This window comes from Streptomyces sp. NPDC050315 (genome assembly GCF_040655775.1).
In the GTDB taxonomy this organism is placed as follows: domain Bacteria; phylum Actinomycetota; class Actinomycetes; order Streptomycetales; family Streptomycetaceae; genus Streptomyces.
Genome location: NZ_JBFAKN010000003.1, coordinates 752,596 through 773,700 on the forward strand (window position 1 = coordinate 752,596; position 21,105 = coordinate 773,700).

At 71.0% G+C, this 21,105-nt stretch carries 20 protein-coding genes; 5 read left to right on the forward strand and 15 right to left on the reverse strand.

The window, feature by feature from the left end:
• The first annotated feature begins 14 nt into the window (after window positions 1-14).
• Window positions 15-1,631: an apolipoprotein N-acyltransferase gene (gene lnt / locus AB0I82_RS14640; RefSeq protein WP_363257575.1), complete on the forward strand. Its 1,617-nt coding sequence runs from the start codon at window positions 15-17 to the stop codon at window positions 1,629-1,631.
• On the opposite strand, the gene AB0I82_RS14645 is transcribed toward lnt, so the two are convergent.
• Window positions 1,603-2,508: a Gfo/Idh/MocA family oxidoreductase gene (locus tag AB0I82_RS14645; protein ID WP_363257576.1), complete on the reverse strand. Its 906-nt coding sequence runs from the start codon at window positions 2,506-2,508 to the stop codon at window positions 1,603-1,605. The two genes, lnt and AB0I82_RS14645, sit on opposite strands and share 29 nt — an antisense overlap.
• A gap of 216 nt (window positions 2,509-2,724) precedes the next feature.
• Here AB0I82_RS14645 and AB0I82_RS14650 point away from each other — a divergent pair, with 216 nt between their 5' ends.
• A complete protein-coding gene (locus tag AB0I82_RS14650; RefSeq protein WP_363257577.1) occupies window positions 2,725-3,240 on the forward strand; it encodes a DinB family protein in 516 nt (171 codons plus the stop codon).
• 68 nt (window positions 3,241-3,308) lie between these two features.
• Here the strand turns inward: AB0I82_RS14650 and AB0I82_RS14655 are convergent, their stop codons facing one another.
• From AB0I82_RS14655 to AB0I82_RS14695, 9 genes are all read right to left on the reverse strand, one after another.
• On the reverse strand, window positions 3,309-3,794 hold the full coding sequence (locus tag AB0I82_RS14655; protein WP_363257578.1) for a hypothetical protein: 486 nt from the start codon (window positions 3,792-3,794) through the stop codon (window positions 3,309-3,311).
• A 116-nt stretch (window positions 3,795-3,910) separates the two neighbouring features.
• Window positions 3,911-4,588, reverse strand: coding sequence for a uracil-DNA glycosylase (locus tag AB0I82_RS14660; RefSeq protein ID WP_363257579.1), 678 nt, complete (start codon window positions 4,586-4,588; stop codon window positions 3,911-3,913).
• A 117-nt stretch (window positions 4,589-4,705) separates the two neighbouring features.
• Entirely contained in the window at window positions 4,706-5,458 is a 753-nt protein-coding gene (locus AB0I82_RS14665) for an SDR family oxidoreductase (protein WP_363257580.1), read from the reverse strand.
• Between the two features lie 46 nt (window positions 5,459-5,504).
• Window positions 5,505-6,266 (reverse strand): 3-oxoacyl-ACP reductase FabG, encoded by a 762-nt coding sequence (fabG, locus tag AB0I82_RS14670; RefSeq protein ID WP_223736559.1) that lies wholly within the window; start codon window positions 6,264-6,266, stop codon window positions 5,505-5,507.
• Between the two features lie 288 nt (window positions 6,267-6,554).
• Complete coding sequence (locus AB0I82_RS14675) at window positions 6,555-6,950, reverse strand: DUF3037 domain-containing protein (protein WP_030263462.1); 396 nt, start codon at window positions 6,948-6,950, stop codon at window positions 6,555-6,557.
• Complete coding sequence (locus AB0I82_RS14680; RefSeq protein ID WP_363257581.1) at window positions 6,947-7,771, reverse strand: HipA family kinase; 825 nt, start codon at window positions 7,769-7,771, stop codon at window positions 6,947-6,949. The genes AB0I82_RS14675 and AB0I82_RS14680 overlap by 4 nt, the downstream gene beginning before the upstream one ends.
• 167 nt (window positions 7,772-7,938) lie before the next feature.
• Window positions 7,939-9,183, reverse strand: a complete 1,245-nt coding sequence (locus AB0I82_RS14685) for an FAD-dependent monooxygenase (protein ID WP_363257583.1) — start codon at window positions 9,181-9,183, stop codon at window positions 7,939-7,941.
• On the reverse strand, window positions 9,180-10,835 hold the full coding sequence (locus AB0I82_RS14690) for an AMP-binding protein (RefSeq protein ID WP_363257584.1): 1,656 nt from the start codon (window positions 10,833-10,835) through the stop codon (window positions 9,180-9,182). The genes AB0I82_RS14685 and AB0I82_RS14690 overlap by 4 nt, the downstream gene beginning before the upstream one ends.
• A 70-nt stretch (window positions 10,836-10,905) precedes the next feature.
• A complete protein-coding gene (locus AB0I82_RS14695; protein WP_363257585.1) occupies window positions 10,906-11,550 on the reverse strand; it encodes a hypothetical protein in 645 nt (214 codons plus the stop codon).
• A gap of 171 nt (window positions 11,551-11,721) precedes the next feature.
• Here AB0I82_RS14695 and AB0I82_RS14700 point away from each other — a divergent pair, with 171 nt between their 5' ends.
• The 3 genes from AB0I82_RS14700 (at window position 11,722) to AB0I82_RS14710 (ending at window position 14,649) form a co-directional block, all read left to right on the forward strand.
• Entirely contained in the window at window positions 11,722-12,426 is a 705-nt protein-coding gene (locus AB0I82_RS14700; protein WP_363257586.1) for a methyltransferase domain-containing protein, read from the forward strand.
• A gap of 36 nt (window positions 12,427-12,462) precedes the next feature.
• Window positions 12,463-13,935, forward strand: coding sequence for an AMP-binding protein (locus AB0I82_RS14705; protein ID WP_363257587.1), 1,473 nt, complete (start codon window positions 12,463-12,465; stop codon window positions 13,933-13,935).
• Between the two features lie 99 nt (window positions 13,936-14,034).
• Entirely contained in the window at window positions 14,035-14,649 is a 615-nt protein-coding gene (locus AB0I82_RS14710; RefSeq protein ID WP_363257588.1) for a TetR/AcrR family transcriptional regulator C-terminal domain-containing protein, read from the forward strand.
• Window positions 14,650-14,705: 56 nt separating this feature from the next.
• Here the strand turns inward: AB0I82_RS14710 and pabB are convergent, their stop codons facing one another.
• Genes pabB through AB0I82_RS14735 form a run of 5 tightly spaced genes read right to left on the reverse strand, consistent with a single transcriptional unit; the run spans window position 14,706 to window position 21,096 of the window.
• On the reverse strand, window positions 14,706-16,829 hold the full coding sequence (gene pabB, locus AB0I82_RS14715) for an aminodeoxychorismate synthase component I (RefSeq protein ID WP_363257589.1): 2,124 nt from the start codon (window positions 16,827-16,829) through the stop codon (window positions 14,706-14,708).
• A 40-nt stretch (window positions 16,830-16,869) separates the two neighbouring features.
• Window positions 16,870-18,048, reverse strand: coding sequence for a 3-deoxy-7-phosphoheptulonate synthase (locus AB0I82_RS14720; protein WP_363257590.1), 1,179 nt, complete (start codon window positions 18,046-18,048; stop codon window positions 16,870-16,872).
• Window positions 18,049-18,054: 6 nt separating this feature from the next.
• Entirely contained in the window at window positions 18,055-19,143 is a 1,089-nt protein-coding gene (locus tag AB0I82_RS14725) for a methyltransferase domain-containing protein (protein ID WP_363257591.1), read from the reverse strand.
• Entirely contained in the window at window positions 19,140-19,949 is an 810-nt protein-coding gene (locus AB0I82_RS14730; RefSeq protein ID WP_363257592.1) for an alpha/beta fold hydrolase, read from the reverse strand. The genes AB0I82_RS14725 and AB0I82_RS14730 overlap by 4 nt, the downstream gene beginning before the upstream one ends.
• Window positions 19,942-21,096: a Gfo/Idh/MocA family oxidoreductase gene (locus tag AB0I82_RS14735; protein WP_363257593.1), complete on the reverse strand. Its 1,155-nt coding sequence runs from the start codon at window positions 21,094-21,096 to the stop codon at window positions 19,942-19,944. Before AB0I82_RS14735 ends, AB0I82_RS14730 begins: the two co-directional genes overlap by 8 nt.
• Window positions 21,097-21,105 lie beyond the last annotated feature (9 nt).

The window sequence follows — 21,105 nt, forward strand, 5'->3', positions numbered from 1 at the left end:
GAGGGGGACACGGTATGCGCCGCCCGGCAGGCGAGAAGGACGGGAGCCGCCGCTCCCCCTGGTGGCGCGCCGTCGCCGCCGTGGTGGCCGGCGCGCTGCCGGCCCTGTGCTTCCCCGCGCCCGCGCTCTGGTGGCTGGCGTACCTCGCCCTGGTCCCCTGGCTGGCCCTGCTGGCCTCCGCCGCCACGCCCCGGCGCGCCGCGCTGGAGGGCTGGCTGGGCGGCACCGGCTTCATGATGGCGATGCACCACTGGCTGCTGCCGAGCCTGCACGTCTTCCTGCTCGTACTGGGCGCACTGCTCGGCGCGCTGTGGGCGCCGTGGGGGATGCTCGTCCGCGATCTGCTGCGGGGCCGACCAGGCCCCGGGCGGTGCGCGGCGGCGCTGGTGCTCGTACCGTGCGGCTGGCTGCTCATCGAACTGATCCGGTCCTGGGAGTACCTGGGCGGGCCCTGGGGCGTGTTCGGCGCGAGCCAGTGGCAGGTGGCGCCCGCACTGCGGCTCGCCTCGCTGGGCGGCGTCTGGCTGCTGACGCTGCTGCTCGTCGCGGTGAACACGGCGCTGACCGCGCTGCTGCTGTCCCCCGCGGCGCGCCGGACCGCGCTCGGCGGGCTGCTCGCGGTCGCCGTCGCGGCGGGCGCCGCCTGGGCCTGGGCGCCGCGCCCCGAGCCCGCAGGCACGGCCCGGATCGCGGTGGTGCAGGCGGGCGTGGTGCCCGGTCCGGACGCCCGGTTCGCGCGGGGCGAGCAGCTGACCCGTGCCCTCCGGGGTCGCGGCGTGGACCTGGTGGTCTGGGGCGAGAGCAGCGTCGGCGCCGACCTGACCCGCCGCCCCGACCTGCGCGCCCGGCTGGCCGCGCTCTCCCGCGAGGTGGGCGCCGACCTGCTGGTGAACGTCGACGCCCGGCGCGCCGACCGCCCCGGTATCTACAAGTCGTCCGTACTGATCGGCCCGGACGGCCCGACCGGCGACCGCTACGACAAGATGCGGCTGGTGCCGTTCGGCGAGTACGTACCGGCCCGCTCGATACTCGGCTGGGCCACCAGCGTCGGCAAGGCCGCCACCGAGGACCGCCATCGCGGCACCCGCCAGGTCGTCATGGCGACGGGCCCGGCCTCGTCACCGGACCTGCGGTTCGGCCCGCTGGTCTGCTTCGAGACGGCGTTCCCCGACATGAGCCGGCGGCTGGTCCGCGACGGCGCGGGGCTGCTGGTCGCGCAGTCCGCGACCTCCTCCTTCCAGGAGAGCTGGGCGCCCGATCAGCACGCCTCACTGGCCGCGCTGCGTGCGGCCGAGACCTGGCGCCCGATGGTGCACGCCACGCTGACCGGGGTCAGCGCGGTGTACGGGCCGGACGGCACACCGGTCGGCGAGCAGCTGGGCACCGACCGGGCCACCGCCGCGGTCTACGCGCTGCCGCTCGCGCACGGCACCAGCCCGTACGTCCGCTTCGGCGACTGGCCGCTGTACGTGGCGCTGCTCGCGGTCGCGGCGTACTGCCTGCGGACGGGCGTGCGGGTGCTGCGACCGCCGTCGGCCCGGGCCCCGGGCGACCGGAGCCCCGACCTGCCCGCCCAGTCCGTCACCCGCACGCTCCGCTTCCTCAGGCGCCCCGGCCCGACACCTCGGTGAGTACTCGCTCGCACAGTTCGTGCGTGCGCAGCGCGTCCTCGGCGGTCAGCAGCGTCCCGGCCCGTACCGCGTCCAGGAAGGCCAGCGCCGCCTGCTCGATGCCGCGCTGCCGGGCGACCGGCACCCAGTCGCCGCGCCGCCGTACGCTCGGCTGTCCCTTGTGGTCGATCACCTCGGAGAGGTTGACCACCTGGCGCTTGGTGTCCTGCCCCGAGACGTCGAGGATCTCCTCGGCCGAGCCGCTGAGCCGGTTCATGGTGCCGATCGCGGAGAATCCGTCGCCGGACAAGTGCAGGACGACGTGCTCCATCAGCCCGTCCCGCATCCGTGCCCGTACGTGCACGTCCTCGACGGTCCCCGGCGCCAGGAAGCGCAGCGTGTCGACGACGTGGATGAAGTCGTCCAGCACGAGGGTGCGCGGGTCCTCGGGCAGCCCGACGCGGTTCTTCTGCATCAGGATCAGCTCGCGCGGGTGCTCCAGGCACTGCGCGTACGCAGGAGCAAAGCGCCGGTTGAAGCCGACGGCGAGGCCGACACCGAGGTCCGCGGCCCGCCGCACGAGCCGCTCGCTCTCGCCGTAGTGGTAAGAAATCGGCTTGTCGACATAGGTCGGCACGCCGGCTTCTATGAGGCGGCCGACGATCTCGGGGTGCGCAGCGGTCGGCGCGTGCACGAACGCCGCGTCCAGCCCCGCCGCGAGCAGCGCATCCAGGTCGGCGTGGCGCTGCCGCGCGGGCAGATGGAGGCTGTCGGCGACCCGGTCGAGGGTGGCCGGAGTCCGGGTCTGCACATGCAACTCGACTCCGGGCTGCACCCCGAGCACGGGCAGATACGCCTTCCGCGCAATGTCGCCGAGGCCGATGCAGCCTACCTTCACGGGGTTCACCTCTGGTGTGTCGGTGTGGTGTGTGGACGGGAGCGTACGAGTGCGTACGGGGCCGAGTGTGTACGGGGAGCGTACGCGGCCGCGCGGAGTCACTGCCTGCCGGACGGCTCACCGGCGGCCGCGCCCTATGGCGCAAAATTGCGGGCCATGCACACCGAACCGGGAAAAACCGGGTCGGCGCGCGCCACAGCGGCCATGCTGGGCGGCATGACCACATCCGATCCAGCACGCACCATCCCCATCGGCACCGGCGACGAACTCACGCAAATGGTGCGCTGGCTGGACTACCACCGCGCCACGCTGGCCACCAAGTGCGCGGGACTCACCGAAGAAGAGCTGCGCACCGCCTCCGTACCGCCCTCCGAGCTGACCCTGCTCGGTCTGCTGCGCCACATGGCGGAGGTGGAGCGGCACTGGTTCCGGCGGATCATGACCGGCGAGGACCTCCCGTGGCTCTACTGCGACGAGGAGGACTGGGACCGCGACTGGCACTTCGGCGAACAGGACACCGCGGCCGAGGCGCTGGCCACCTGGCAGGCCGAGACGGAGCTGGCCGTCAAGGCCGCCGAGGGCCGCACGCTGGACGAGCCGGCGCCGGGACGGCCGCCGGGCAAGGAACTGACGCTGCGCTGGATCTACCTGCACATGATCGAGGAGTACGCCCGCCACAACGGCCACGCGGACTTCCTGCGCGAACGCCTGGACGGCGACACGGGCGTCTGACACGCGCCGCGATCGGCTGCCCCGCTGACCGGCGTGTGACGCGCCACGCCTGGGGCGCGCCGTGCCTGCTAGGAGCGGTGGCCGCCCGCGCGGTCCAGTCGTCGCTGGAGGCATTCGATGTCGGCCCGGATGCCCTGGCGGTGCGGGTCGTCCTCCAGGGCGTCCAGCGCCGTACGGGCGCGGCCCAGCTCCCAGCGGGCCTCGGAGTGCCGGGCGAGCCGCGCGTAGTCGGCGGCGAGGTCGAGATGGAGCGCGGGCAGCAGCGCCCGCAGCTCGGTGCGGCCGGCGTCCGCATGGCCCCGGCTGCCCTGAGCCGCACTCAGCGCCCGCAGGTCCCAGCGCAGTTCCTCCAGAGGGCTGTCCTGGGTGTCGGCCAGATAGTGCGCGAGAGTGCAGCGGTGGTAGGCGTCGGCGCGCGGCCCGAGCTCCTGCCACAGTGCGGTCATCCGCTTCCGGGCCTCCTCCCGGTCGCCGCCGCGGTGCAGCATGACGGCCTGCCCGATCCTGGTCAGGACGCCGTGCCCGGCCCTCGCCCCGTGCCGCCTCTGTCCCACTGCGCTCTCCCGCGTCCGTACGCCGCCTCACCGCCTGCTCCCCCGACGCTAACCGCGCCCGGGACGCCCAGCACGGCGAGCCGCCCGTACGGCCCCGCCCCCGTACGGGGCCCCGCTCAGCCCAGGTCCGGAATGCGCCAGTCGATCGGTGTGTGGCCCTGGGCCGCGACCGCGTCGTTTATCTGGGTGAAGGGACGCGAGCCGAAGAACTTCTTCGCGGAGAGCGGCGAGGGGTGCGCACCCTGCACGACCACATGCCGCTGCCCGTCGATCAGCGGCAGCTTCTTCTTCGCGTAATTCCCCCACAGCACGAACACCGCCGGGTCGGGCCGGCTCGCCACCGCCCTGATCACCGCGTCGGTGAACTTCTCCCAGCCCTTGCCCTTGTGGGAGTTGGCCTCGCCGGCCCGCACGGTCAGTACCGCGTTCAGCAGGAGCACTCCCTGCTGGGCCCAGGGCATCAGATAGCCGTTGTCCGGAATCGGCGTGCCGAGCTCGTCGTGCATCTCCTTGAAGATGTTGCGCAGGGACGGCGGGGTCCGGACGCCGGGGCGCACCGAGAAGCACAGGCCGTGCCCCTGGCCCGCGCCGTGGTACGGATCCTGGCCGAGGACGAGCACCTTCACCCGGTCGTACGGCGTGGCGTCCAGCGCGGCGAAGACCTCCTCGCGCGGCGGGTAGACCGGCCCCCGGGCGCGCTCCTCCTCGACGAAGGCCGTCAGCTCCTGGAAATAGGGCTTGGTCAGCTCCTCGCCGAGTACGCCGCGCCAGGACTCGGGCAGCATGTCGGGCATCACGTCAACGACCTCCGGGTGGGTTCCGCATCTCTCACTGGAGAACCTACCGGCGACCACTGACAACGCCGGCCGCCGGGACCCCCTGCGCTCGGGTCCCGGCGGCCGGTCCGGGTCTCAGACCCCGGCGTTCAGGAAGCGCCCGCCGTCGATGACCAGGTTCTGGCCGGTGATCCAGCCCGCGTCGTCGGACAGCAGGAACGCCGCGGCGCCGCCGATGTCCTGCGGTACGCCGAGCCGCGCCATCGGGTACTGCGCCGCCGCCTCCGCCTCGCGGTCCTCGTACAGCGCCGCCGCGAACTTCGTCTTGATCACGGCGGGCGAGATCGAGTTCACCCGCACGACGGGCGCGAACTCGTGCGCGAGCTGCTGCGTGAGGTTGATCATCGCGGCCTTGCTCATGCCGTACGCGCCGATGAACGGCGAGGCCGAGACGCCCGCGATGGAAGCGATGTTGACGATCGCCCCGCCGTTGTCCTTCTGCCACGCCTTCCACGTCTGCTGGGCGAAGCCGAGCGCGGAGATCACGTTGGTCTCGTACACCTTGCGGGCGACCGCGAGGTCCAGCTCGGCGATCGGCCCGAACACCGGGTTCGTACCGGCGTTGTTGACGAGGTAGTCGACCCGGCCGAAGGCCTCCATGGCCTGCTCGACGGCGGCCGCCTGGTGGGCCTCGTCGTGCGCCTTGCCGGCCACGCCGATCACCCGGTCCGCGCCGAGCTTCTCGACGGCCTCCTTGAGGGCGTCCTCGTTGCGGCCGGTGATCACGGCCCGGTGGCCGCGCGCGAGCACGGCCTCGGCGACGCCGTACCCGATGCCGCGGCTGGCGCCCGTGATGAGAGCGACCTTGGCGTTGTCCTGCTCAGTCATGTCCGATTCCGATCCCTTACGGCTACGTCGGCGGCTGCGTGTCGGGTCAGTTGAGCGGGCCACCGGCCACGTACATGACCTGGCCGGAGACGAAGCCGGCCTGCTCGCCGGTGAAGAAGGCGATGGCGTTGGCGATGTCCTCGGGCTTGCCGACGCGCTGGACGGGGATCTGGGTGGCGGCCGCGGCCTGGAACTCCTCGAAGCCCATGCCGACCCGCTCGGCGGTGGCCGCGGTCATGTCGGTGACGATGAAGCCGGGCGCGACGGAGTTGGCGGTGATGCCGAACTTGCCGAGCTCCTTGGCGAGCGTCTTGGTGAAGCCCTGCAGACCGGCCTTGGCTGCCGAGTAGTTGACCTGGCCCCGGTTGCCGAGCGCGGAGCTGGAGGAGAGGTTGACGATCCGGCCGAACTTGGCGTCCACCATGTGCTTCTGGCAGGCGCGGGACATCAGGAACGCGCCGCGCAGGTGCACGTTCATGACCGTGTCCCAGTCGCTGTCGCTCATCTTGAACAGCAGGTTGTCACGGAGCACACCGGCGTTGTTGACCAGCACGGTCGGCGCGCCCAGCTCGTCGGCGACGCGCGCGACGGCGGCCTCCACCTGCGCCGAGTCCGACACGTCGCAGCCCACCGCGATGGCCTTGCCGCCGGCCGCGGTGATCTTCTCGACGGTGTCCTTGCAGGCCGCCTCGTCCAGGTCGAGTACGGCGACGGCGCGGCCCTCGGCGGCCAGGCGCACGGCGGTGGCGGCGCCGATGCCGCGGGCGGCGCCGGTCACGATGGCTACGCGCTGCTCGGTGGTGGACATGCGGGGTTCTCCTCACCTCGAAAGCGGCTCACCGCTCCCGGAAGGCGGGTGAGCAACCGCTTAGTCGCTTCAGCAGAGCTGACGCTAGAAGCCGGGGCACTCCGTGTCAACGCCCCACGGGACCCCGTTACACACCTCACCTGCGACGTCGAGCCGACGTAGAGCCTCACCTGCGGCATCGAACGACCGCGGGCGGACACGGAAAACCCCGTACCCGCCCGCGTACCCCATATACGCCCAGCCCCCGTCACCGCACCAACGGGTGCCAACAGGTGCCAATAGGTAGCGTCACCGCACCAACAGGTCCAGCAGCCGCTCCGCCTCCTTGGTGGGGTCGGCCGTCAGCCCCGTATGCACGGGCCCCGGCTGCACGATCGTGCTGCGCGGCGCGATCAGCCAGCGGAACCGCCGGCCCACGTCGTCCCCCGCCGCCTGTCCCGCCCGCTCGCCGCCGTGGCAGATCCCCTCGACGGCGCCGAGCGCCGCCCGTACGCCCTCGACGTCCACCGAAGGGTCCAGGGCCCGCAGCCGCGCCTCGTCCAGATGCGTACGCGCCTCTACGAAGCGCCGCGCGTGGCAGTAGACGACCACGCCCGCGTTGATCATCTCGCCGCGCTCGACCCGGGGTACGACCCGCAGCAGCGCGTACTCGAAGACGTCCCGTCCGTTGTGCAGTCCGCTCACTTCACTGCCCTCCGCGGCAGCTCGGTGGCCAGCCAGCCCGGCACCTTCGAAGGCCCGTCCTTCGTACGCTCGCCGATCTTGATGTTGCCACTGATCGCGCCGGCCCTGGCCAGCAGCGTCTTCACGTACGCCCGGCGCAGCTCGTCCGTGGAGTCGAACCCCGGCTCGTCCACCAGCCACTCGTCCGGCACGTCCGCGACGACCTCGGTCAGCAGCTCCTCGGTCACCTTGGGCGCGAACTCCTCCGCCGCCCCCGCCACATCCGGCCCGAACGTCGCCAGTACATGATCGGAGGCGTCGTACGGCTTCAGCGCCGCCTTCTCCGCGCCCGCCCAGTTGTGGTGCCAGATCATCGTCGCGCCGTGGTCGATCAGCCACAGCTCTCCGTGCCACACCAGCAGATTCGGATTCCGCCAGGACCGGTCGACGTTGTTGATCAGCGCGTCGAACCACACCACGCGCCCCGCCTCGCGGGCACTCACCTCAAAGGCCAGCGGATCAAACCCCAACGACCCCGGCAGGTAATCCATGCCGAGATTGAGTCCCCCACTCGCCTTCAACAGCTCCTGCACCTCCTGATCGGGCTCGCTCAGCCCGATCACCGGATCCAGCTGCATCCGCACCAGATCCGGCACCCGCAACCCGAGCCGCCGCCCCAACTGCCCACACACGACCTCAGCAACCAGCGTCTTCCGCCCCTGCCCGGCCCCGGTGAACTTCATGACGTACGTACCGAGGTCGTCCCCCTCGACGATCCCCGGCAGCGACCCACCCTCCCTCAAGGGAGTCACATAACGAGTCGCAATGACTTCTGTAAGCATTTGCTCAGGCTATACGGCCCTCTCGCCTGCGAAATCGCAACGGGCCGCCCAGCCCGCATCCTGGTCACCTGCCATCCCGTACTCGCCGACCTGAGGCAGCGGTACGAGAAGATTCCGGGAGACCGCGTCCGACACCGGAGGGGCCGAGCCGGACGCGGACGCGGTGCTCAGTAGCCAGGGCCGGGGCGCCTCCGGTGGGGCGTGCGCGGGCCGTACGGGGCGCGCTCCAGCCACTCGCCCAGACGTGGGACCCAGGGCGCCAGGCGGCCGGCGGTTTCGAGTTTCGCCAGGGCGAGTTTCCCGGCAGGCCGCAGGTGTGAGAGGGCCGCACCTACCGCCGCGCTGTTGTCGACAGCGGCGGCACGACGGTCACGCGCGTACGCTTCCACAGCGGCGCGCCCCCGTTCCGCGGAAACCGCCGACAGCGCGAGCGCGATCGCCGTGGCCGCGGCGTCGGCGTCGGCGATGCCGCTGTTCATCCCCCGCGCTCCGAACGGAGGGAAGAGGTGCGCCGCTTCGCCGGCCAGCAGGATCCGGCCGGTGCCGTCGGTGAACCGGTCGGCCAGTACCTGCAGGAAGCGGTACTGGGAGACCCACATCAGGTCGCCGATCGCCTCCGGGCAGCCGGTCATCCTGGGCAGCCACCGCCGGAGCACATCCGGGTCGGTGAACTTCTCGACCGGGTCGTCCTCCTTGCACTGCAGGTCGACCTGGAATCCGCCCGTGAAAGGCACCGTCAGCACATGGCGGCCGCCCGCTCGCGGGTGCGCATAGTGCAACTCGCGGATCGCCGGCCGCTTCCGTGAGCCGTCGGCCACATCGATGACGACGTGGAAACCTTCGGCCCGGCTGCCGCCCAACTCGATGCCCGCACAACGCCGGACCGCGGACCGCGCACCGTCGGCGGCGACGACGTACTGTGCCGTCCACTGTCGTCCGTCGGCGGCGGTGACCTGCACGGCTTTCAAGGAGGCGGCGACAGCACGGACTTCGGCGTGCCACTCGATGCGGGCGCCCGCGGATTCCGCGGCATCGCGGAGGAAGCGCTCGGTGTCGATCTGCCGCAGACTGGTGAACGGCGGCAGGCCGGGACCCGAAGCCGGTGGGTAGGTACGTGCGTAGACCTCGCGCCCCCGGTAGAGGGTACGGCGGGCGTGCCAGACCGTTCCGTAGTCCGCCATTTCGCGCCCGAGGCCCGGGCGGGCCTGCTCCAGCAACCGCAGTGACGTGCGGTGCACGTACAGAGCACGGCTGCCCGGGCGCTGGGCGTCGCGCGGCCGGGCCTCCAGCACCGTCACCGGAATGTCCAGCGCGCGGAGCGCCAGTGCGGCGGCGAGGCCTACCGGGCCGGCCCCGACCACAAGGACGGGGGTGTCATGGGTGGCAGCGGGCGACTGTTCGTCCGGGCTCATCGGGTGCCTCCTCGGCCGCCGCGGGAAATCCGGGTGGGCCGGCGGGCCGCCGCACGCGCGGCGCGAGCGCGCAGTTGTGCCTTGTCGGCCTTGCCCACGCCGGTCCTCGGCAGTTCCTCCAGTGCTTCCCAGCGATCGGGGATCTTGTAGTCGGCGACGCCGCGCTCGTGCAGGAAGCCGGCCAGTTCTCCGAAGGCGCCCTCCCGTTGTCGCCCGCGGAACACCACGAAGGCGCAGGTGCGTTCGCCGAGGAGCGCATCCGGGGCGGCGACCACGCCGACATCGCGCACCTCGGGATGTGCCAGCAGGTGGCCCTCCACCTCATCGGCCGACACCTTCTCGCCGCCGCGGTTGATGACGTCCTTCACCCTGCCCCGGACGACGAGGTGACCGGTCGGCGTGCGGCCGGCGAGGTCTCCGGTGATGAAGAAGCCGTCCTGGGTGAAGTCGCGTGCGTTGTGTTCGTCGGCACGGTAGTACCCCCGGAGGGTGTAAGGGCCGCGTACCAAGAGCAGCCCGGTCTCGCCCTCCGCTACGTCCCGTCCCGCGCTGTCGACCAGCCGCACCTCGTCATCGGGGGACAGTGGGCGGCCCTGGGCACGGGTGACGATGTCCTCGGAGTCGCCGGGGGCCGTCTGGGCGAGTAGCCCCTCCGCCATGCCGAAGGACTGCTGCAGAACACAGTCGAACCGGTCCAGCATGCGGCGTGCCGCGACTGCTTCGAAGCGGGCTCCGCCGACCTGGAGCAGTTCCAGGCTGGACAGGTCGTACCGGGTGGTCGCCGCGGCATCCGTCCACACCAGCGCCAGTGGTGGCACCAGAGCGGACACGGTGATCCGCTCCCGCTCGATGAGGGGGAAGGCGAGGTCGGGGTTGCCGCTGTCGGCGAGCACCACCTTGCCGCCGGCGCGCAGTGCGCCGAGGACGCCGGGGCAGCCGAAGGCGTAGTTGTGTGCCGCCGGCAGCACGGCCAGGTACGACGTGTCCTGGGTGAAGCGGGCGTTGTCGGCGCTCAGCCGGACGTTGTAGGCGTAGTCGCGGTGGGTGCGCGGGATCAGCTTCGGCAGGCCGGTGGTGCCACCGGAGAGGAGGAAGAAGGCGACGTCGCCAGGGTCCGGTTCGGGCAGTCGGCACGGTTCGACGTACAGCTCGTCGAGCCCCGTGAAGCGGCCCGGCTCGCCTGCCACCACCACCTCACGCAGGGAAGGCACCTCGGCCAGAACCCGCTCGGCGATCTTCCGGAAATCCGTCCCCTGGTGCTCATCGGGGATGACGTACGCGGTGGCCTCGGCGTAGGCGCACAGATAACTGATCTCGGAGTGACGGTGTGCGGGGAGCGCGAAGACCGGCAGGGCGCCGAGCCGGAAGAGCGCGAAGACCACCGCGACGAACTCGGCCGTGTTGGGAAGGTGGACGACGACGCGGTCGCCCGGCCCCAGACCGAGGTTGCGGAAGCCCGCGGCCAAGCGGTCGGCCCGCTCGTCCAACTCCCGGTACGTCCACCGCTGCTCGCCGTCCACCAGGGCGGTCCGCCCGTCGTGCTCCCGCGCCCAGTCGCGCAGCAGTCCACCCAGACTCCGGGCTTCCCAATACCCCTTGGCAACGTATCGAGAGACAAATTCGTCCGGCCATTCCACACAACCCGCAAGCACTGACTCTCCTCTTCTCAGGGACACCCCGATGCGCTTTCGCCGGCACCGGTGAGAGATTTTTCCGGTGCCGTCATGGCGTGCTGCGCACGACGCTCCACGCTCCCTCTCCGGGAGATTTCCCGTATCGGAAGCAGTCGGTCACGCCGTCGTCACTGCCCTGCTGGAACAGCATTTCATCGACAGTGATCCGATAGCCTCCCCAGTAACCCGGGCGCGGTATCAACTGGCCGCTGAACCGGTCGGCAATATCCGCTGCGGCCGCGACGGCCGCGGCCCGGGAATTCCCTTCCTCCTGCATTCCCGCCGCCCAGACGGCCAACTGCTCCCGCTCCGTGAGCCGCCCGAAGAACGCATCCGAGTCGACTGCGGGCAGGCGGGCACAGCGGCCTGCGGCCAGCACGCCGCGTCCGCGCTCCGACCAGTCGAAGGCCAACGTCACCTCGGGGTGCGAGGCGAGCGCGGCTCCGACCCTGCCACGGTGGTGCAGGAAGCAGGCGAACCCGCCGGGCAGCGGCACCACGCGGGTGCACCACATCGCCGGACGGCCGCCGGCCCCCGTGGCGGCCAACACGGCACGCACGCCCAGCACTCCTCGGTCACGAGGAATTTCCGCGCACCAGGAAGAATAGAGCTCGAAGGGGTCCCCGGGCAGCTCTTCATCGATTATCGGCACACCTCTGGACCGTTTTCCCGCAAGACCACTCGGCGCGCTCATCACATCACCTCGTCAACCCGTGAAACAGCGGAAAGCGGTATGACACACACTACGACTCCTGAAATCTCCTCGGTTCGGGGTGTTGTCCCACGGCGACCGTACGGTACATTCTCTGGCCAACGCCCCAGCAGTTCTCCATGACTTCCAGCAGGGGGAAGGGAATTCTTGTCCATGGATTCGACAGCGTCCCAGGTGGCCCGGCAATTGCTGAACCAGCACGAAGGGATATCCGGTAGAACCACGTTCCGGCTGCTCGGCCGGGACTGGGACCTGCTGCCCGGCGTTTACGCACCCCATCTGACCCGCTCCGCCGCGCTGTACGCCGAGTGGATCCCCTACCCCGTCGGCGGCTCCTTCTGCGAGATCGGGTCCGGCACCGGCTACCTGGCGGTGACCGCCGCGCTGCGTGGCTGCCGCCCGGTGCACGCCACCGACATCACCTCTGCCGCGGCCGAGAACATCGCCCTCAACGCGCGGCGCCACGGTGTCGCCGACCAGCTCTCGGTCCACCGGGGCGACCTGTTCGCAGCGCTGCCGGCGGGCGAGCGCTACGACGTCGTCTTCTGGAACTCCAACTTCGTGGAGGACCCGGGCGAGGGGCCGGGCGCCCCCGCCGGCGGCGATCTGCGACTCGCCTTCTACGATCCCGACTACCGTGCGCACGCCGCCTATCTGCGCGACGCCCCCGGGCGGCTCGCACCCGGTGGCCGACTGCTGCTGGGGTTCACCAGTCTCGGCAACACGGCCAAGCTGACGGAGTTGGCCCAGCAGTACGGCCGGCGCCCGCGACTGCTGCGTGCCGTCGGTTACGACTCGCCGTTCGGCGAGCGGATCCACTACCAGCTCGTCGAGTTCCTTCCGGCCCAGGGCCGTTGACCCGCTGCGCTCCCCCACGTGCTGGAAGGAACCGCCATGAACATCGCCACCGAGCTCGCAGTCCGCGCCGCACGTCATGGCTGGCGTGACAGGCCGGCGTACCTCACCGCATCCGACCGCGTCAGCCATGGCCAGGTGCACGACCTCGCCGCCCGTGCCGCCCAGGTCCTCGCCGGGCTCGGAGTGGCACCGGGCCGGCGCGTGCTGCTGGCCCTGCCCGACGGGCCCGAATGGATCATCACTTTCCTCGCGGCCGCCCGCCTGGGGGCGGTTCCGGTCCTCACCAACCCCGCTCTGCCCGCCGCGGACCACGCCCACCTGGTCCAGGAGTGCGAGGTGGCGCTGATCGTGGCGGAGGAACCTGTGCTGTCGCGATTCGCCGGCCGGACGACGATCGAGGCCGGACATCTCATGGCGCGGGCGGCGACGGCCTCCGTGGCACGCGCGCACCCCGTGCCGCCGGACGCACCGTTGTACATCCAGTACACCTCCGGCACGACCGGCAGGCCCGCCGGCGTGGTGCACCGCCATGGCGATCTCGCACACCACCACCGTGCCGTGGCCGCGCACATGCTCCGCATCCGGGCGACCGACGTCAGCCTGTCCGTCTCGAAACTCTTCTTCGCCTACGGCCTGGGCAACTCCCTCGTGTACCCGCTGTACACCGGCTCGGCAGCGGTGCTGCTCGCCGACCGTCCCTCGCCCACCCGCATCGAGGAGCTGGCCGACCGGTTCGCGGTCACCGTGCTGCATGCCGTGCCCTCCGCGCTGGCGCATCTGACGGCCGAGGCCTCCCCCGGGGCGTTCGACCGGGTCCGGGTCGCCGTCTCGGCCGGGGAGCCGCTGCGCCCCTCTCTGGCCGACAAGGCCCGTCGGCTGCTCGGTGCGCCGGTACTGGACGAGCTGGGGTCCACGGAGGTCGGCGGCGCGTTCTGCGCCCAGACGCTCGCACACGCCGTGCCCGGCACCGTCGGAAAAGCGCTCCCCGGCTTCCGGGTTGAGGTGCGGGACGCCCAGAACCGGCACGTCACCACCCCCGGCGTCGAGGGTGACCTGTGGGCATCCGGGCCGACGCTCATGGCGGGCTATCTCCAGCAGCCCGCACGCACGGCCGAGGTGCTGCGGGACGGCTGGCTGCGCACGGGGGACCGGGCGGCGCTGGACGAGCACGGGAACGTCCTGCACGCCGGGCGGGCCGACGACCTGGAGATGGTCGGCGGCATCACCGTGTCCCCGTTGGAGATCGAGCGGGTGCTGGACGACCACGCCGCCGTACGCGAGTCCGCCGTTGCCGCAGTGCCGGACGAACGCGGTGCGACCAAGCTGCGGGCGTTCGTCGTCGCACTGGACCGGAGCGACCATGACGTGGTGGCCCGGGAGTTGCTCGCCGAGGCGCGGCAGCGGCTGGCGCCCTTCAAAGTACCTCGGTCGGTGGAGTTCGTTCCGGCCCTGCCCCGTACCGCCACCGGTAAGCTGCAGCGGTTCGTGCTGCGCACCGGCCGGCCGTAGGACCACCGTGGCCACACACCGGCCGAGGGATGCGAAACTTCTGCCATGAGCCCGCAGGATGTGCAACGCAATCGCGGGGGCCGGCCACCGCGTCTGGCCTTGAACGACATCGTCACTGTCAGCGAGAACATCGTGACGCACGAGGGTGTCCAGGCACTGACCATGCGACGCCTGGCCAAGGAGCTCGACACCTCTCCGATGGCCATGTACCGGCATGTGGCCGACAAGGACCAGCTGCTGGTGCTCGTCCTCGACCGGATCGTGGCCCGGATCGAACGGCCGGAGCTGCCCGAGGACCCCCGGGAGCGGCTCATCGTGCTGTGGTGCCTGCTGCACGGCGAGCTCAGCCGCCACCCCTGGGCCGTGGACGTCCTGGCCGCCGGGGACCTGATGGCGCCCTCGGTCCTGTGGCTGGTCGAGAGCATCCTCGGCGCGTTCGTCGACGCGGGGTTCGACCACCGGAAAGCCGCCACCGCCTACCGCGCCGTCTGGCACTACACCGTCGGTGAAATCATCGTGCAGACCTCGACGGACCGCCGTACCGCGGAGCTCGACCGTTCGCCGCTCTCCATCGTCATGGTGTCCGAGGTGGAGCAGGAGACCATGCCGCACCTCGCCCAGCTGGCGAACGAGTGGACGGCCGCCCGCAAGACCGACGCCTACGCGGTCGGCCTGGGCGCGCTGGTCGACGGGTTCATCGGCACCTCCGACTGAGTGCGCGCGGCAGCGCCGCTGCCGGTCCCGCGCGACCTGCCGGCTCGGGTACGCGTTCATCGGCTCACGGTGTCGCCGCCGGGGAACGGCTGCCCGAACAGCCGCAGGAACGCCGCTGCCTTGACCTCCGTCTCCGTCAGCTCCTCCTGGGCGTCGGAGAGTGCGGTGATGGCTCCGCCCACTCCGATCTGCACCCTGCCGTGCTGTGCGACCAGCGTGCGGATCACAATGCTGTGGTCAGCGGCGCCGTTCAGCGAGAAGTAACCGATCGCACCGGAGTAGATGCCGCGTGGCCCGCTCTCCAGTTCGTCGATGATGCGCATCGTCCGGATCTTGGGGGCGCCGGTCATGGAGCCGCCGGGGAAGGCCGCGCGGAAGCAGGACATGGCCGTGGCCCCTTCGTCCAGCCTGGCCCGGACGGTGCTCACCAGCTGATGGACGGTGGCAAAACTCTCCACATCGAACAGCTTGTGCACCCAGACCGCCCCGGGAGCCGCGCACGACCCGAGGTCGTTGCGTACCAGGTCCACGATCATCAGGTTCTCGGCGCGCTCCTTCTCGCTGGTCAGCAGTTCATCGTGGAGCTGTTGGTCCTCGCGGGGATCGGCGGATCTCGGCCGCGTTCCCTTGATCGGCTTGGACTCCGCCACACCGTCGGCACCCACTTTCAGGAAGCGCTCGGGTGAGGTGCTGAGCACCGACAGGTCGCCGAAGCGCAAGAAAGCGGAGAACGGAGCGGGGCTGGTCTCCCTCAGGAAGCGATAGCTCTCCCACGGATCGAGGTCCGCGGTACCGGCGAGCATGTTGGTCAGGCAGACTTCATAGGTCTCGCCCGCCCTGATCTGACGCTGTGCGGCATCGATGAGGTCGAGGTAGCGCTTGGGGTGGTGACGTAGCGTCAGCCCGCTCGCGGCACCGGCGCCGTGCGGGATTCCGACGGGCCGGAGCGGAGTGGCCGGCAGCGTGCGCAGCTGCCGCTCCGTCTCGTCCATCCAGCTCCGAGCGGCTTCCGTACCGGCCGCGGCGCCGGCGGCCGCGCCGACTTCCGCCAGTGCGAGCAGATGCACCTCGCCGGAATGGTGATCGAAAGCCAGGGCCCGGTCGGCGAAGAGCAGGGCGGCGTCGGGGTGTTCCGAGCGGTGGCTGCGCGCACCTCCGCACTCGGCTTTGAGCTCGTAGCCGAGGTACCCCACCCAGCCCAGGGCGAAGTCGAAGGGCAGTTCCGGTGTCTCGACGGCCGGCCCGCGCAGGTCCGAGTCCAGCCACTGGAGGAAGGGCCCTGAGACCGTTGAGGTGGACGGGCCGCTCCGTACCGTGGTGACGCCCCGCCACACATCATGTTCGGCCACGCGCGCGAGCGGCCCGGAGGCGTCGCCCATGAAGGAGAAACGGCCGAGGGAGGAGTCGGCGCGACTGCTGTCCAGCCAGAAGGCGGTCCGGCTCGCGCCGTAGAGGTGCGCAAACACCTGTTCAGCCGTTGCCGCGGTGCGGATACGCCGTGCCAGTACCCGGTGGCTGAAGCCCTCGGATGTCGCCACGGGTGAGGACGGGGACGCACCGGTTCTGCGAGGTGCGCTCCGAGGGAGGCGGGATCTGCGACGCTGCTCCTGCTGCGTGAGCGTGGTGAAGTTCGCCAGCAGCCGACGGCCGTACTCGGTGCATATCGACTCAGGGTGGAACTGCACGCCCCACTGCGGACGGTGACGGTGTCGGACACCCATCAGGGTGCCGTCGCCGGCCCATGCCGTCGCTTCGAGTTCGTCGGGCAGGGACGTCACGGCCAGGGAGTGGTACCGCACCACGTCGAACGGCGTGGGGATCCCGGCGAACAGGTCCCGGCCGTCGTGCGTGACGGCCGAGAGCCGGCCGTGCCGCACCTCGGGAGCCGGGCCCACCGTTCCGCCGTACGCCTGGCACAGCCCCTGGTGCCCCAGGCACACCCCCAGGAGGGGGAGGTCGCTGTCCCTGATCACCTCGGCGCAGACACCGAAATCCGTCGGCCGCTCGGGGCGGCCCGGGCCCGGGGAGATCACCACGTTGTCGAACTCCGACAGGTCCGCCATGCGGAAGCCGGGGTCGTCGTTGCGTACGACCTCACACGGTTCGCCGTTCACCTCGCCGATGTACTGCGCGAGATTGTGAGTGAAGGAGTCGTAGTTGTCGATGATCAACGTACGCATGCCGAGCCTTTCACCGATCCTGGTGCCGGGAGACGACCCGTCACAGGTGCTTGCTGAAGGTGTGGACGATCTGCCGGGCCTGCTCGGGGTTCAGGCGCGGATCGCACGCCGACCGGTAATTGCGGGGCCACCGGTCACCGGCCGGCTCGCGCTCGTCGTCAACGCATTCGTCGACGTCCTCGGGCGTCATCTCCAGATGCAGGCCCCCGGGGTACTGCCCCGACCGCCGCAGGATGCGGACGAATGCGGTGACCTCGTGAGCGATGTCGCGGAGGAGCCGCGTCTTGCGGCCACCGGGCCCGGGCACGGTATTCCCGTGCATGGGGTCGCACAGCCACAGCACAGGGGCGCCCCGGCGGGCCACCTCGGAGACCAGCCCCGGCAGCAGGTCGTCCACGTGGGCCGCGCCGAGCCGGACGATGAACGTCAGCCGACCCGCCTCCCCATGAGGGTTCAGGCGCCGGGAGAGTTCCGCGGCCTCTGACGGCGCAACGCCCGGACCGAGCTTCACACCGATGGGGTTCGTCAGAGTGGCCGCGAGGCGAATGTGAGCGCCGTACGGCGAGCGGGTGCGGTCCCCGATCCACAGGAAGTGGCCGCTCGACCCGTATGGCCCGCGTCGCCCCGCCCTGATCAGCGGTTCCTCGTAGTCGAGCAGCAGGGCCTCGTGCGAGCACCACACACGGGGCTGCGACGGGTCGTCGGGCCAGGAGCGCCGGACGGTGTCGAGCACCGTTGCGGCGGCGTCATGAGCCAGCAGCAACCGTGCCGGATCCGCCGTCCGGGCGGATTCGCGGTACGCCGCGGAGTTGACCGCGTCACCGCGGTACACGGGAATGCTGCGGCCGTCGGCGAGACGCTCCCGTTCGCTGGAACGGGGTTTGGCGTACTGGCCCGCCAGGCGTCCGACGGGGTGGGTGGGCAGGCCGCTGGTGTGCCGGATGGTTGCCGCCAGGGCCAGCAGTTGATCGGTCTTGGCCGATACGACGGACGGAGCGGCGTCGGCGAACCGTTCCGCGCAGTCACCTCCCTGGAGGACCACTGCCTCTCCCCTGCCGGCCTGTCCGAGCGAAGCCGTCAGGTGCCGGCATTCCTCCTCCGTGACCAGCCCCGCTCTGGCGGCGAGCGCACTCCGGACGACGGCCGCCGCCTCGGGCAACGGCCAGTCGGGCTGTTGCGGTGCGCGCCGCACCCCGAATGCTGTCGGAATCGTCGGCATGGCTGCTCAACCGGCCAGTCGGTAGAAGCGGTGGTACATGTCTTCCACGGGCAGCACCTCGGTACCGGAGAAGCCTGCTTCCCTCGCATAGGCGGCCACCGTCGCGGGGCGCATGGCCGTTCCGGTGGCTGCCGACGGTTCTTGGGACCGGCCCACGGGCAGACAGTGCAGCACACTGGCGGCGTACAGGAACCGTTCCACCTCTCCGGCGGGAGCGGTGAAGCGCTCGGCGACTTTCGCGTCCATGACGAGCAGTGGCGCGCCCGGAGCGAGCAGGGAGCGGCAGGAGCGCAGGACGTCGACCGGCCGGGCCATGTCGTGCAGTGCGTCGAAGACGCAGACCAGTTGGTAACGGCCGGACCGCGGGGAGTCCGCGCAGTCGCGTACCTGGAAGTCGACCCGGTCGGCCACACCGTGTTCCTTGGCGTTGCGGCGGGCGTCGGTCACCGACTGCTCGTCCAGGTCGTAGCCGTCGACCTGGATGTCGGGGTACGCGGTGGCCAGAGCGATGCTCGACCAGCCCGCACCGCAGCCGACGTCCGCCACCCGGCCGCCGACCAGGAGGCGGTTGTGCACGTCCGGCAGCGCGGTGCGCACCCAGTCGGCCAGGTGTCGGGTGAACAGCGCGCGGTTGGAGCCCGCGTGCCCGTCCCGGGAGTCCTCACCGTACGTGGTGTAGGGGATGCCGGCTCCGGTGCGGAAGGCGGTGAGCAGGTCGGGCAGGACGGGGCCGGTGGCCCCCATGGGGAGGACCGCGATGGGCGCCACCATGTAGGGGCTGTCCGGTGCGAGCAGCACCTCGGCGTGGCCAGGGGGAAGGGAGTAGCGGCGGTCCGCCGCGGGGCGGCCGGCGTCGTCGACGGTGAGGATTCCGGCGGCCGTCTGCTGCTCCAGCCACTCACGGGTGTAACGCTCGTCGGTGTCGGCGCGTTCGGCGAGTTCCGCCGAGGTCGCGGGCGCGTCCGTCAGGGCGCCGTACAGGCCGAGCTTCAGGCCGAGGTAGCAGGTGAACAGCTCCTGGGCGGCGACCGCCGAGGTGAAGAGGCGGATGGCGAACCCACGCGCCGCGTTCTCCCGTTCCTGTTCCGGGTTCATCGCGCGAGCCCCCTTCCCCCGTGCAGTGGGGCAGTATCCCGGCCGGTCACGTCGTCGAGCGTCCCGGTCACCGCGTCCACCACCCGTGCCTCTTGGTCGGCGAGGTAGAAATGGCCGCCGGGAAAGGTCCGCACGGCGAAGGCGCCACTGGTGGTACGGGACCAGGCGAGCGCTTCGGCGTGGGTCATCTCCGGGTCGTCCGCGCCGCACAGGACGGTGACCGGGGTACGCAGCGGCGTACGAGGGCTCGGTGCGTACCGTTCGATCAGGCGGTAGTCGGCGCGCAGTGTGGGCAGGAACAGTTCACGCAGCGTGGGGTTGTCCAGGGCCTCGGGTGCGATGCCACCGAGGCGGCGTACGTCCTCGATGAGGCCGGTGTCGCTGCTCTCGTGAAGAGTGCCGGGACGCTGCATGTCCGGTGCGGGATGGCCGGAGACGAACAGGTGGGCGCACGTGGCGACCGGCTCGGCGGCCAGCCGCTGTGCCACCTCGTACGCGATGGCCGCCCCCATGCTGTGCCCGAGCAGGGCCAGCGGCCGGTCCAGGAGGGGACGCAGCGCAGCCGCCACGGCATCCGCCATGACCTCCATGTCGTCGATGTGCGGTTCTCCCGAGCGGTCCTGGCGCCCCGGGTACTGGACCGCGTACAGCTCGATGCCGTCGCCCAGCCGGCGGGGCCAGGTGCGGAACGCGCTGGCCGCGCCGCCCGCGTGGGGGAAGCACACCAGGCTGACCCTGCTGCCCGGAGCGGGCCGGAAACATCGCAGCCAGTCGGCACCGGGGGTGCGGTTCACCGTGTCAGTCACGCCAACCGTCCTTCGGGCCCACGGCCAGAGCGGCCTTCTCCAGGTCGTCCGCCGGGAGTACGTCGGGTGCGTCCGACCGCGTGAGCTGCGTCGGGTACCCGAGCCGGGTCGTGAGGTCCTGCCACAGCCGGCAGAGCGTGAGGTAGTACTGCCCTTCCTTGAGCGGGTCGTCCCCGGCCACCGCCGCCCGGCGCAGGGCTCCCAGGGCCGTGCGTACGCCCCCTGGCCAGACCGAGCCGACGATCTCCCGGTAGTCGGGGCCCGTGACCGGGCCGAGCACCGAAGCACTGGGGTAGGTGAGGTGCACGGCGTCCGTGTCGAAGAGGCGGACCGTGTGCCAGGCCTCTTCCGGCCCGTGCGGCCGGGGGCTCCACAGCACGGGGCCTTGGGTGTTGACGAGTGTGAGGTGTCCCCCGTCGGTGCCCACCGTGATGCGGTGGAAGAGGTGGGTGTAGTTGTCCGGATCGCTCGACTTCATCTGGTTCTGCATGCGCAGTGTCATCGGCACACCGGCGAAGACGCCGTTCGCGGAGCGGTAGGGGAATTCCAGCTCCGTGAGCGAGCGCAGCTCGTCCGGGATCGCCGGGATGTCGGCGAATCCCCACGGGCGCGCCCCGCCCAGGGCCCGGCCGAGGATGTCGAAGAGGGTGTAGGCGACCTGGATGGCGCAGGTGGCGTCGATGAACTGGGGACGCTGCTTGGTGAACAGCTCACGGGCCGCTGCGATGAATCTGCGCACCGGCTCGATGTGCGGATAGTGGGTATTGAGCCGGTACTGCACACCGTTCCTGCGGGCGGCCCGCAGGCAGGCGGCGAGCTCGTCGTGGTGGAGCGCGTGTTCCTGGAGCACGTGCATGCCACGGTCCATGAACGCCTGGGCGATCTCGGCTCCCCTGCCGCCCTGCACTCCCGCGCTGATGACCACGCAGGCGATGTCCACGTCGTCGGGGACCTGCTGCACGTCGGTGTACAGCGGTACGTCGTAATACCGTGCGCACGCCGTGCTGCGGTCGCTGCCCTGTCCCACGATGCCGACGAGCTCGAAGGGGAAGTCCGGCTCCAGGAACGCCTGGAGGTAGACCCGTCCCCACCGTGTACCGCACACCACGACCTTCGGCCGGCGTCCGGTGTCCAGCGGCCTCACCATGAAAAATCC

Coding starts and splice junctions, on each gene's coding strand:
- lnt (WP_363257575.1), top strand. CDS start 15: ATGCGCCGCCCGGCAGGCGAGAAGGACGGGAGCCGCCGCTCCCCCTGG.
- AB0I82_RS14650 (WP_363257577.1), top strand. CDS start 2,725: ATGACCACATCCGATCCAGCACGCACCATCCCCATCGGCACCGGCGAC.
- AB0I82_RS14660 (WP_363257579.1), bottom strand. CDS start 4,588: ATGCCCGACATGCTGCCCGAGTCCTGGCGCGGCGTACTCGGCGAGGAG.
- AB0I82_RS14665 (WP_363257580.1), bottom strand. CDS start 5,458: ATGACTGAGCAGGACAACGCCAAGGTCGCTCTCATCACGGGCGCCAGC.
- fabG (WP_223736559.1), bottom strand. CDS start 6,266: ATGTCCACCACCGAGCAGCGCGTAGCCATCGTGACCGGCGCCGCCCGC.
- AB0I82_RS14680 (WP_363257581.1), bottom strand. CDS start 7,771: ATGCTTACAGAAGTCATTGCGACTCGTTATGTGACTCCCTTGAGGGAG.
- AB0I82_RS14685 (WP_363257583.1), bottom strand. CDS start 9,183: ATGAGCCCGGACGAACAGTCGCCCGCTGCCACCCATGACACCCCCGTC.
- AB0I82_RS14695 (WP_363257585.1), bottom strand. CDS start 11,550: ATGAGCGCGCCGAGTGGTCTTGCGGGAAAACGGTCCAGAGGTGTGCCG.
- AB0I82_RS14700 (WP_363257586.1), top strand. CDS start 11,722: ATGGATTCGACAGCGTCCCAGGTGGCCCGGCAATTGCTGAACCAGCAC.
- AB0I82_RS14705 (WP_363257587.1), top strand. CDS start 12,463: ATGAACATCGCCACCGAGCTCGCAGTCCGCGCCGCACGTCATGGCTGG.
- pabB (WP_363257589.1), bottom strand. CDS start 16,829: ATGCGTACGTTGATCATCGACAACTACGACTCCTTCACTCACAATCTC.
- AB0I82_RS14720 (WP_363257590.1), bottom strand. CDS start 18,048: ATGCCGACGATTCCGACAGCATTCGGGGTGCGGCGCGCACCGCAACAG.
- AB0I82_RS14725 (WP_363257591.1), bottom strand. CDS start 19,143: ATGAACCCGGAACAGGAACGGGAGAACGCGGCGCGTGGGTTCGCCATC.
- AB0I82_RS14735 (WP_363257593.1), bottom strand. CDS start 21,096: ATGGTGAGGCCGCTGGACACCGGACGCCGGCCGAAGGTCGTGGTGTGC.